The sequence below is a fragment of the Terriglobia bacterium genome, from assembly GCA_020073085.1.
Taxonomy (GTDB): Bacteria; Acidobacteriota; Terriglobia; order JAIQFV01; family JAIQFV01; genus JAIQFV01.
The window spans coordinates 350,506-362,706 of record JAIQFV010000002.1 but is presented as its reverse complement, the minus strand read 5'-3'; the positions used below and the strand labels follow the sequence as shown (position 1 = coordinate 362,706).

The 12,201-nt window shown below is 57.0% G+C and carries 9 protein-coding genes; 4 read left to right on the top strand and 5 right to left on the bottom strand.

Features of this window, described 5'->3' with window-relative positions:
* Position 1 precedes the first annotated feature (1 nt).
* On the top strand, positions 2–904 hold the full coding sequence (locus LAO21_03950) for a complex I NDUFA9 subunit family protein (protein ID MBZ5551850.1): 903 nt from the start codon (positions 2–4) through the stop codon (positions 902–904).
* Between the two features lie 224 nt (positions 905–1,128).
* Here the strand turns inward: LAO21_03950 and LAO21_03945 are convergent, their stop codons facing one another.
* The 5 genes from LAO21_03945 to LAO21_03925 all read right to left on the bottom strand — a co-directional run bounded on the left by LAO21_03945 (position 1,129) and on the right by LAO21_03925 (position 9,890).
* Entirely contained in the window at positions 1,129–2,163 is a 1,035-nt protein-coding gene (locus LAO21_03945) for a beta-propeller fold lactonase family protein (protein MBZ5551849.1), read from the bottom strand.
* A gap of 302 nt (positions 2,164–2,465) precedes the next feature.
* A complete protein-coding gene (locus LAO21_03940) occupies positions 2,466–3,893 on the bottom strand; it encodes an aldehyde dehydrogenase family protein (GenBank protein ID MBZ5551848.1) in 1,428 nt (475 codons plus the stop codon).
* Between the two features lie 673 nt (positions 3,894–4,566).
* A complete protein-coding gene (locus LAO21_03935; protein ID MBZ5551847.1) occupies positions 4,567–5,592 on the bottom strand; it encodes a queuosine salvage family protein in 1,026 nt (341 codons plus the stop codon).
* Positions 5,593–5,621: 29 nt separating this feature from the next.
* The gene (locus LAO21_03930) at positions 5,622–6,287 is read right to left on the bottom strand and encodes a YceI family protein (GenBank protein ID MBZ5551846.1); all 666 of its coding nucleotides are present in this window, start codon (positions 6,285–6,287) and stop codon (positions 5,622–5,624) included.
* A 504-nt stretch (positions 6,288–6,791) separates the two neighbouring features.
* Positions 6,792–9,890, bottom strand: coding sequence for a hypothetical protein (locus LAO21_03925; protein MBZ5551845.1), 3,099 nt, complete (start codon positions 9,888–9,890; stop codon positions 6,792–6,794).
* A gap of 389 nt (positions 9,891–10,279) precedes the next feature.
* On the opposite strand from LAO21_03925, the gene LAO21_03920 reads away from it, so the two are divergent.
* The 3 genes from LAO21_03920 to LAO21_03910 all read left to right on the top strand — a co-directional run bounded on the left by LAO21_03920 (position 10,280) and on the right by LAO21_03910 (position 12,112).
* Positions 10,280–10,486: an acetyltransferase gene (locus LAO21_03920; GenBank protein MBZ5551844.1), complete on the top strand. Its 207-nt coding sequence runs from the start codon at positions 10,280–10,282 to the stop codon at positions 10,484–10,486.
* Positions 10,487–10,708: 222 nt separating this feature from the next.
* A complete protein-coding gene (locus tag LAO21_03915) occupies positions 10,709–11,158 on the top strand; it encodes a hypothetical protein (GenBank protein ID MBZ5551843.1) in 450 nt (149 codons plus the stop codon).
* A 264-nt stretch (positions 11,159–11,422) separates the two neighbouring features.
* Positions 11,423–12,112, top strand: a complete 690-nt coding sequence (locus LAO21_03910; protein ID MBZ5551842.1) for a hypothetical protein — start codon at positions 11,423–11,425, stop codon at positions 12,110–12,112.
* Positions 12,113–12,201: the final 89 nt, after the last annotated feature.

The following is a 12,201-nucleotide window of genomic DNA, read 5'->3' as shown; positions in this document are numbered from 1 at the left end:
CATGAACATCCTGGTCGCAGGCGGTACGGGACTGATCGGCTCACATATTATTGAGGAACTGTTGGCCGGGGGAGGTCACCGCGTCTGTTGCATGTCCCGTCAAGGCGATTCCAAAAATCGCTGGGGCGAGCGTGTTCAAATGCGAGCGGGCGATATCACCGACTCCCCCTCGCTGGAACGAGTGACCGAAGGAATCGATGCGGTCGTTCATTGCGTGCAATTCCCCAATCATCCGATCGAGAATCCCCGGCGCGGCTGGACCTACCTCGAGGTGGACGGGCGCGGTACAGAGCGGATGGTCGCTGCAGCCCGGAAGAACGACGTCAGACGGTTCGTCTATCTCAGTGGCGCGGGAGCATCTCCAGAGAAGACTGAGCCCTGGTTCCGGGCAAAAGCGATGGCTGAGCAGGCCATTTGCTCAAGCGGGATGGAGTACGTGATTCTGCGTCCTTCGTGGATCTATGGGCCGGAGGATCGAAGCCTCAACAAGTTTCTGTTCTTTGCGAAACTGCTTCCCTTTGTGCCGGTCGTCGGCAATGGAAAGAACAAGGTCCAGCCGATCTCCGTTTTTGACGTAGCGCGCGTTGCTGCAAAGGCGGCGAACGAACCAAGGGCGGCCAATCGAACATTCGAGCTGGGCGGTCCGCAGGAACTCACCATGGACGAAATCATCCGCACCGCGCTCAAGGTGGCAGGCAAGCGGCGGCTCCTGCTTCACCAGCCGGCTGCCTTCATGAAGCTGCTGGCGACGTTCCTTCAGTACCTTCCCGGCCGGCCGCTGACTCCTGCGGCCATTGACTTTATCCTAATGGAAGAGCGCGTCGATCCCAGCGAAGCGGAAATGGTCTTTGGGATGAAATTCGTATCGCTGGAGGAGGGATTGAAGCGATATCTGAGGAATTAGGATCTGTTCATGGACCCCGGCGCGTGCCTCTGAGCCCCACGCCATTGAACCGGGTTATCGGTTGATGAGATGACCGAAAGAACACTCAGAAGGTGCGACGCGGGACCAGCGCGGGGCCTCGATCCCTTGGAAACCAAATCCGGACCTATGGCCATGGGTCTCCGTCTCAAACCCCTCTGAGCTCCGCGTTCTCCGCGCACTCTGCGGTGGACTTTTTGTTTCTCCTATTTTTCCAGCACCAGCTTGGAATACCCCATCCCATCCGGCTCTTTGCTGGTTTTGATGTGGTCCACAACCGTCCAGTCTTTTAGATCAATCACCGCCAATGTATCGGCGTTGCTGTTCGCGACGTAAGCCCGCTTCCCGTCCGGAGGGATCAGGATTCCGATCGGCGCCGGACTGGACCCGAACTGAGTTCCGAGCACGCGCTGGCCGGCATCGCCAACCGCGCTCACATCCATTTTGATGCGACGGAGCTCCTTCTTGTTCCGGGCATCATAGACGGCCACATCCCCCGAACGCGCATGGGACACGAGCACGTACTTGCCATCCGGCGTAAATCTCACCCGAATAGGAAACGACTTCGATTCCAAGGTCGCCACGATCTTGAGCTTTGCGGTATTCACCACCGAAACCGTGTCGGCCTGCCGGCTCGCCACCCACACTTCTCTGCCGTCTGGCGAAACATCCAGGCCTTCCGAACCTGCCCCCGTTGCCAGATTCGTCCCCGGCTTTGGATCTTTCAGATCGAATTCCGTGATCGAGCCTGAACCGATGTTGGCCACGAAGGCGCGGCTGCTGTCGGAGGTCAACGCCACCATGTGCGAGATGTCCGAATGAGTCTCCAGCACGCGGACAACGGTTCCCGATTCCACATCCACCACCAGCAACGCCTTGCTCGCCTCAGAAGTCACCACGACATGCTTCCCGTCTTTCAACCAGGCAATGCCATGAGGGCGTTTGTACTCACCGAGGTCGAGGTCCTCGCGTTTCCTCCGTGCCGGGATATCTATCACGGTGAGACTGTTGCCCGGCTCTTTAGCGCCGTAGTTCGAGACAACTGCCAGCGTGCCGTCGGGCGACACGGCAACCTCATGCGGGGCCACCCCCGTCGGGACTGTAACGATCACCGTCTTAGTGGCAATGTCAATCAATGATGCGCTGTTGTCCGATTTGTTGAGCACAATCAGGGTCCCTGTCTGGGCAGATGTTAAGACGTTGAGAAGGAAAAGGAAGATGAGAGTAAAGAGCTTCTTCATGTGCGCTCCTGTCCTGGATGGAATTCGGGTTCGAGTGAATTCGGAACGAGGTCAAAGGGAGATGGATATCATAATTTGGAGATGCTGCGCAAAGGATTTGGCAGACATGATTTGAAAACGGCGGCAAAACGGTTCGTCATGGGGGATGGCCTGCTTTGATTTGGGTCCCAGCTCCCTCAAAAGGAGCATCCGCTGCGTGCAGGATTTTACTCCCGCTCAATGCCTTCTGGTTTCTTCCCTCTGACTTTGGATTTCTGACTTCCGACCTCGTTCAGGTTCTCGCCTTACCGAGACTGACCCTGCTATCTCACATTCAGATTCAGCACCAGCAATTTCGGTTCGGTCATTTCTTCAATAGCAAAACGGAGACCTTCCCGGCCGAATCCCGAATCCTTGACCCCGCCGTAGGGCATATGATCGACCCGCCAGGTCGGAATATCCCCTGCGATGACTCCGCCCACCTCAAGTTCCTCATAGGCGTGAAAAACGGAGTGTAGATCGCGCGTAAAGAGACCGGCCTGGAGCCCGTAGCGCGACTGATTGATCGCCTGCAGGGCCTCGTCAAAGGTGTCGTAGGGGGTCACCGTAACAACGGGCGCGAAGATTTCCTGGCAATTCACCTTCATCTCAGGTTTCGTGTTCAGGAGAATCGTCGGTTCGAGCACGGTCCCGCTGCGCCCTCCTCCGCACAGCAAGGTCGAACCGCCATCGACCGCTTCGCACAACCAGCTCTCCACCCGGGCGGCCTCGCTTTCATGGATCATCGGCCCGACGTCGGTCGACTCATCAAGGGGATCCCCCACCTTTAATCGCTTGGTCTTTGTGAGCAGGCGCTCGAGGAAGTCGTCGTGCACCTGTTTTTGAACAAAGACCCGCTGCACGGAAATGCAGCTCTGGCCGGCATAAAGAAAGCCTCCCGTGACAATTCGTGTGGACGCAAAGTCGAGATCAGCATCATTGTGCACCACCACCCCGGCGTTGCCGCCCAGTTCCAAGGTCACCTTCTTCTTCCCCGCTTTTGCCTTCAGCGCCCATCCGACCGCGGGGCTGCCCGTGAATGTAAAGAGCTTGGTCCGTTCGTCCGTTACCAGGGCTTCGGCCACGGCGGCCGTACAGGGCAGGATGCTCAACGCCGCCGGCGGCATCTCCGTTTCAGCGAGCACGGAGGCGAGGTTGAGCGCACTCAACGGAGTCTGAGAAGCCGGTTTGAGGGCGACGGAATTCCCTGCAGCCAGGGCGGGGGCAATCTTGTGGGACACCAAATGCAGCGGAAAATTAAATGGAGTGATCGCTGCCACGGGGCCGATGGGAAACCTTCGCAAGATGCCCGTGCGCTGGGTCCCGATCTCCATCCAATCAAGCGGGAGAACCTCCCCTCCGATCCGCTTGGCCTCCTCGCCGGCAACCGCCCAAATGAAGATGGCACGCTCCAATTCCACCCGCGCTTGTTTGATGGGTTTGCCCGCTTCCATCGCCAGGGTTTTCGCAAGCTCTTCCTTGCGGGACCTTAAGGCGGCAGCCACACGGGAGCAGATCGCTGCCCGCTGGTAGGAGGGGAGCGATTTCATGACCTTGAATCCGCGCTCCGATTCCGTGATCGCCGCGTCGATCTCGACGGCGGAGGCCCGCCCGCAGGTGCCCACCAGTTCCCCATTGAAGGGGGCGCGCACTTCCAGGGTGTCCTTTGTCTCCTGCCACTTTCCGGCCAGAAAGATCTTTGAAGAAAACATGGCTTTGTTCTCCGTGGATCATCCGCTTTGTCTTTTTGAATATTCTACTACGCCTTTCCCGTCCACCTCACCTTTTCCGGGAACGCCTTTGGAGTGCGCAAGCTCGCTTGAGCTTTGCTTTACGCTGTGAAAGCGGCAGCAAGCTGCCGCACTCCAAAAGGGCTATGAAAATAATAACCCGGGATTCAAACTCATTGTCCCTCCTGCGGAGATGACGGATCCCTTGTCGCCTCCTCATTCCCTGGTTTCCTAATTCAATGGGTTTTTGATTTCAGCTCGTGCAAATTGGGGATTAAGCGGGTCAGGATTGCCCGAATCTCAAAGGGACTGTCCCTAATCTCAAAGGGACTGTCCCTAGGGACAGTCCCTTTTCCTGTGCTTTGCTTCACGCTGTGAAAGCGGCAGCAAGCTGCCGCACTCCAAAAGGGCCATAAAAGTGATAACCCGGGATTCAAACACATTGTCCTTCCTGCGGAGATGACGGATCCCTTGTCGCCTCCTCATTCCCTGGTTTCCTAATTCTTTTGGTTCTTGATTCCGGCTCGTGCAAATTGGGGATTAAGCGGGTCAGGATTGCCCGAATCTCAAAGGGACTGTCCCTAGGGACAGTCCCTTTTCCTGATTCGACAAGACTCGCGATCAGAATTGCGGAAGGGGATACGCGCATCAATAATCAGTACATGATCGTACGAGTCAAATGGTGCGGCCAGTGCGTGGTGTGGTAATGCGTCCACAGGCGGGCGTCAATCTGGGGGATAATCACTTGCTTGTTGGCGGGGCGCAGCTTGTTGATTTCTTCGCACAACAGCGCCGTGGCATAAAGGCTGTGGGCACGAATTTCGATTTCCTGCGGGCTGTCGCGCGGAATGACCTCAAAACTTTTTATTGCCTTCTCCAGGGCCGGAGAATACCGCACGATTTCCATCACCCGCAGAGCCACAGGCACGATGTAGTCGGCGAACGCCGTCATCTTTGGCGCATCCTCCAAGTGCATTCCGCCGGAGGGCTGGAGCGCCCGGTAAATAACCCAAATGCCCAACTGGGCCAGCTTATAGAACTTGATTTCCTGACCGTTGAAAAGGCTGATATCGTTGAACCGTGGAAACTCCTTTACGAGCTTGTCGATCAACCCGTTGCCCTGATCGTAGAGTCGGGGTGAGGCCGCTCGAATGAAATTGTAAAAGTGCCCGTCATAGCGTGTCGTCAGGGTTTCCCCGACCTCACGAAGGATGTCCACCCTCTCCCGGAGCATCGGCATTTCGATATTACCTCGAAAGACCTGCTGCAAATCCGCGAGAGTGATCTCCTTCAGATACTTTCCCTCCAGGAAAGGGATCCCTTCATCGAGGGCGCGTTTAATGCACGCGAACATGGCATCCGAATCGGACCAATGACCCCCGGCATACTCCACCTGGAACATTTCGTGCGTGGAAAAATCGGTAAACGCGAAATTGATGCAGGTCGAAACCATTCCGAAGTCGATGGCTTCGTCCGTATCATGCCCGATTCCAAAGGGCAGTTGGAAATCAGGAATTGGAAGTTCCTCGTAAGCCATCCAGCCCGCGTGTTCCACAATCCTGGTCAGATCGGTGTGGACGTCGCGCGAGTCCTCGATCACCGGCTTCAAACTGTCGAGGACCGGGCTGCCGATGGGTTGGGGCCATCGTAACCGGGTCCGCTTTGAGGTATTTCGCATCATGAAAGACGGGACCCCTTGGAAGTCTCACGCTAGGGGCGATGGACACCGATAATCTCAAACGAGAACTTTACTTCGTTCTTCACTTTGACAGTGCCCCCACCCGCGGACACCGGCTTAATCGCATAGTCGGATTGTTTGAGGATGAACTCGCCCTTTGCGCGCAGTTCATTTTCGTGAATGACGAGGTGCGCGGGGATGACCTCATGCCGGGTCACGCCATGTAATTGCAAATCTCCCTCGATCTTCGCCTCGTACTCGTTCTCTGAGATTTTACGGGCAGTGACATGGGTGCCTGTAAATAGGATCTCCGGATACCGATCCACTTCGAGAACCTGAGATCGCATCGTGCCCTCGATCTCCTTCCGGTCTTTATCATTGACCTCAGGATCACTGAGGGAAAGCGAGCTTGCTTTGACTTTCAACTTCAAAGAGCTCTGATCCAGGGCAGCCGGCGAAATCTCAGCAGTCCCGCTGAAGTCCTTGACCGCGATGGTGTGGTCATGTCCGAAGGCCCGGAACACCCCGCCCGAGGAGGTCCGCACCTCGAAGCGGCTGCGGGAGGGGTCCAATTGATATGCAACCCTCTGTTGAGATGCCGCGGGCTGTGCGGCCTGCATTTTCACGCCAACCGGCATAATCAGCCACAAGGCAGGGATCACCCAGACCAAACATAGGTTCGTCCTGAATCTATTCATAAGTCCTTCTTGTTTGACCACAGTCTCTCTGTCCCTCCAGGCACATTCTCGGTGAATTTCCTTCATGATGCAATGGCTCCTGTGTGAAATGAATCACCCGATATTTTGAAATTCACGTGATTAGATGCCTTGGCGAGGCTACAAGCACACATCAAAATGCACCAGCAAAAATCAAGATTGAGTCGAAAGGGAATTGGCTCCGGGAAATTCGCGACTGCCCCAGTCCTTTTCTGAGAATGCGGGGTGCCGCAGGCATGCGTTCTGTGCATGCCTGCGTCGGCCAGTATCAACAGGGCATCCATGGAATCGATGTGGATTCTGTTAGCCGCGGTGTCCAGCGAGCAGCGGCTTCGGGAACCTCTCTTCGCAGGCATGCACAGAACGCATACCTGCGGCACCCGCCACCCCCGAATTAGCCTTGTTCAGGATGGGGACAGACACCCGGATTTGAGAAACTTTCAAAGAGGTCGAGCGAATAGGTGTCAGTCCCTGTTGCGCCCTTTGTCAGTTTGTTCCAAGATGGAGTTCCTCTATCTTGTTCTTCCGCAGAACTTCGTTCACAGCCGGCAGGTCCTTTTCCCTGATTTCCTTCCACAAAGCGAGTTGGGCGTCCAGCTTCTGGCGGAAATCACTGTAGGTCCGCTGGGCCTGTTCAGTCGGTAGCCGGTCGGCGGTGTCTATAACCTCCATCAATGTGGCAAGAAATGCATTGATCCGGGAGAGATGGTTGCCTGTACCTGGCGGAGAAGGCTCCCGGGGTTCAAGGGATGAAACCTTCCTTTCGAGCTCCACCACGGCGGAGAGTGTTGTCTTGGGATCCTCGGTCCGGTGTCCGCGAATTGTACCCATCTGCTTCCATAGATCACGGACCGCCATGAGCGTCGCGTAATCCTGCGCCATGGCATCGGAGATCTTCATCTCCAAATCGAATTGCCTCGCCAGAGCGGCGGCGGAGGTGGTCACGCGCGGATCCATCTTTACAATCAGGGATTGAGTATAAGAATGCCCGTCCACAGTGAGTCTGACCTTGTATTCGCCAGGCAGGACCTGCGGTCCCAGCGGCAACGCCGGTGTATCTTCCCCTGAAACCGCCGCAATGGTGTAGTTGTGCCGAAGGGCGGGCGGCTTGGGGTATCGGAGGTTCCAGATGAAGCGATGCATGCCCGGCTCTTTCCAAAGCGGCTCTCGCGGACGCAGCCAGTCGCTGGTGAATGCAGGTGGCGGCTCAGACCTGCTGACCGAAGGTGCAGACGAGGACGTCTGCACCACAAGCTTTCCGTCGCGGTCGAGGATCTCCAGTAAAAGGTCGCCTGCCGGAACCGATTTCAGGTAATAGTCGATGATTGCCCCCGTGGGGGGATTCTGTCCGGCTGGAAATTCCGGGGGCAAAGGTGTTTCATCGCTCACATTGGGCCGCACGCGCATCGCAACCGCCGGGCTGAAAAGGTGCGCCTCAGAATTCGAGATATCGGCATTGAGTTGTCGCAACGGCGTGATGTCGTCAAGCACCCAGAAGGAACGCCCGTGAGTCGCCACCACCAGGTCGTCTCCATGGACGACCAGATCATGTATCGGCGAGACCGGTAGATTCAATTGCAGCGGCTGCCAGTGCCCGCCGTCATCAAAGGAGACATAGGCCCCGGTTTCTGTACCGGCAAATAAGAGTCCCTTTTGCACCGGGTCTTCCCGCACGGCGCGTACAAAAGCAGGCGCCTGGATGCCGTCCGTGATCTGAGTCCAAGTCTTGCCATAGTCATGAGTCCGGTAAATGTAGGGACTGTAATCATCGAGCCGATGACGATCGATGGCGGCATACGCGGTCCCGGCATTATGCGGAGAGGCCTCAATCAGGCTGATCTTGCTCCATGACGGAAGCGCCGGGGGAGTCACATTCTCCCAAGCCTTCCCTCCGTCGCGAGTCAGGTGAATCACTCCGTCATCCGTTCCCGCCCAGATCTCTCCGGCCTTCAGTGGCGATGGTGCGATGGTGTACACGACTCCATGATTCTGGGTCTCTTCCCGGCGGGACAAATCAGGGCTGATTTCCTTCCAGCTTCGGCCTTCGTCCGTTGTCCGGAGCACGAACTGGGAGCCGAAGTAAAGGGTGTGGGGATCCTGGGGTGAAAAAATCATTGGCGACGTCCACGTGAATCTGTATTTTTCTTTCGCCGGATCGGCGTCCCAATCCCTAATTGGCATGGGAGAAATATCCTGGGATTGTCCCGTCAGTCTATTCCAGCGATACACGCGACCGCCGGTGTTGCCGCCGTAAACAATGTTCGGGTCGACGGGATCGGGGACGATGTAGCCGCTTTCCCCTCCGGCGACGGAGGTCCACTCCCGATAGGTGATCTTTCCATAATTGCTGCGGCTCCAGATCCCCACCGTGCCGCTGTCCTGTTGCGCCCCATAAATCTGATACGGGAACTGGTTATCGGTGGCGACGTGATAGAACTGCGCGGTGGGCTGATTGAACCAAGAACTCCACGTCTTGCCCCCGTCGACGCTGATCACGGCGCCCTGATCGCTCCCCACGATCATCCGGTTGGAATCGTCAGGATCGATCCACAGGTCGTGATAGTCGTCGCCGCCGGGTGCCCCTTTGATCGCTTCGAACTTATGGCCGCCGTCCGTGGAGCGATAGAGAGCCACATTCGGCACATAGACAATATCGGGATTGTGCGGATCCACGGTTATTCCGCTGAAGTACCAGGCGCGGCCCCGGATGCGCGCATCCGTTCCCACTCGCGACCAGGTCTCGCCCGCGTCGTCTGACCGATAGAGCCCACCTTCCGCGGCATCAATCAGCGCATAAACACGTTGGCTGTTCCCGCGAGGCGGGACCACCACGACCCCGACCCGCCCCCACGGTTCAGCAGGAAGCCCGTGGCCGGTGAGTTGGTTCCACGAGATGCCGCCATCGGCGGATTTGTATAGACCACTGCCCGGACCATTGGTCGGCGGATAAACGCTCCAGGGAGGACGACGCGTCTGCCACAGAGCCGCATACACAATGGAAGAATTGACGGGATCAAAACACAGGTCGACCGCTCCGGTATCGTCGTTCTTGTAGAGGACCTTCTGCCACGTCTCGCCCCCATCCGTGGACCGGAACACGCCGCGCTCGCTGTTGGGACCATAAGCGTGGCCGAGGGCCGCAACAAGGACGATATCCGGATTCTTTGGGTCGATCAGGATGCGGCCAATATGACGGCTGTCTCTCAGGCCGACATGCTTCCAGGTACGACCGCCATCCGTGGATTTGTAAACGCCATCCCCAAAGGAGATGTCGGAGCGCATATCCGCTTCGCCCGTGCCCACAAAGATAATGTCGGGGTTGGAGGGTGCAAGGGCAAGCGCGCCGATGGAAGCGATAGGCACACCGTCGAAGATAGGCGTCCACACCTCCCCCTTGTTGGTGCTTTTCCACACGCCACCCCCGACCGCCCCGAAGTAAAATGTGTTAGGCTGCCCGCGAACGCCAGCGACGGCCAAAACGCGCCCGCCGCGGTGCGGGCCGATCAGGCGCCATTTCATTCCTGAAAAGAGGCTGGGGGTGACAACAAGGGAGGTGCACAGGCTTCCCGTCAAGAGGGATAATATGGCCACCACCAAAGCAGAGACCCGAACTGTATTCCTATTGAAACGCAGCAACATCAGAAGAACGCTCCTCAAGAGAATTTGTGAGTTGGTCGTCGGCGCGCGCTGACGCGGCAACCGGCCCTAATCCAGCGCGACACACGGTCCGGTCCGATCCGGGAGCAGCGAAAATGGCCTTTCCCCGAAGGGCCGCACGAGGATGGCGGCTGGATTCCGCAGTTCAATCGCCTGATTGCACGCGTGGCTGGACAGTGTACCGTATTTTTTCAGAGGTTCGTATAGCGAAAAGTGAAGATCTGCTGTCGGGACGAAGCGGATTCTCGTTCATTGCCTCGTGCCACGATGTGATACCATGGTCCCTCCCGGATGATTTACAAACCATGAGGTCCTGAATGACCGCAGAACTTTCCAAACATGAAAAACGGCGACTCATCGAAGGGGTGCGCGACGCGTGTGTGGAGGCGGCGTTAAAGGGATACGAGCGCGCCGCCCTGAGCGGGCTCTGTCATGAAGGGGCCTGGGAATCGGCGGTCGATGCAATGCGCGCCCTGGATGTCGACGCGCTCCTCCAGGCCCTTTCGCGCCCCCGCGGCGATTGAACCCTGACCCTCGACGCAGAAAATGCATTCTTTTCCAGAACTCCTTGCTCCAGGGTTTTGTGATAACATGAGGGATCATGACCACGTTCAATTCATTTAAGCTGGACAGGACCGCAGTGACGGTTGTGCCCCGGGATGACGGGTCAAACGACAGAGCATTTTGGCAAGCCCAGTCTGCCCAGGAACGCCTGCTTGCGGTCGAGAGCTTCCGACGACTCAATTATGGCGACCATCAGTCTTCCACCCGACTTCAGAGAGTTCTTGAAATTATTCAACTTTCATCGCGTTGAGTACCTCCTCATTGGCGGCTACGCCGTGGCCTTTCACGGCTATCCGCGAGCCACGGCCGATTTGGATGTGTGGATCGCCACGAATCCGCCAAATGCTGAACGAGTCGTTGCTGCTCTCAAAGAATTTGGTTTCAATCTCCCCTCCCTTTCCACTGATGTCTTTCTCAAAGAGAATCAAATCGTCCGCATGGGTCTTCCGCCCATCCGGATTGAGATCCTCACCGGGATTTCCGGAGTCACCTTTGAAGAGTGTTATGCCTCCCGGGTCGTGGATCAATGGGACGACGTGGAGGTGAATCTGATCGATCTGACCCACCTCAAAAGGAACAAACAGGCGGCCGGCAGGCACAAAGACCTCGACGACCTGGAACATCTCCCCTGATCGACCTGGGCAGCCCGCGCGGATGGCACCGATTCACCGCGTCTTTCCTGAAACGTGGATATAACGTGGATGGCTTGACTTGAGCCTGGGTCTGCGGTAGCCTTCGTCAAGTTCCAACAAGCCAATTCAACAAAAACTTGAGCTGACCCGGGCAGCTCGTCCCCTCAAGGTCGAAGGTGCAACGCGCTCGTTTGTGCTTCGCAGAAGAGGTCTTTGCAAGAGACCTATCAACCCTCATTTCAACAATCTCAATAGGAGGAAAGCATGGTTCGCATGAAACTTCCCGCTCTCAAGTGGCCCATTGCGGTTGTCTGCATCCTGTCGGCAATGGTCTCCCCCTCGTTGGCTCAAGATCCGGTCAAGGTGGCCGGTGGCTTCTACAAGGTCATCTCCGAGAATGCCCGCGTCCGAATACTGGACGTAAAGGTCGCACCCGGAGCAAGCGCCCCGAAGCACTCCCATCCCGACAACCTCGTCGTGATGCTCGAACCGGGGACCATCAAATGGACGAATTCGGATGGCAAATCCACTCAATCCCCCGCCGATTCAAAACGCGGCTCGGTGATGTTCTCGCCCGCTGGCACCCACGCCTCTGAAAATATTGGCAAGACCACGGTGCATGCGATCATCATCGAGTTCAAGCAACCCGCGCCTGCTGCGGGAAAAGGCCGAAATCCCGCCATACCCGCCCCCTACAAGCAGGTGCTGGATAATGCCTATGTCCGTGTGTTTGAAGGCAGCTCCGCCCCGGGAGCAAGCATGGCCTCACATACCCATGGAGACCATGTTACCGTGGCCCTGACTGATGGCACCGCCGAGATCACGGACAAGGACGGCAAGAAAGAAACCCTTCAGTTCAAGAAAGACACCGCCACCTTTTCGGGTCCCTCGACCCATTCGGCCGTCAACGCGGGAAAAACGGCAGTCCACCTGATCGATGTTGAACTCAAGTAAGCGCACTCTTCAGCAACATGCCGAGGCTACCCACACTTCCTTCGCTCCGATGGTTTGGTAGCCCCGCCTGCGTTCTTTGCCGGCGGGGG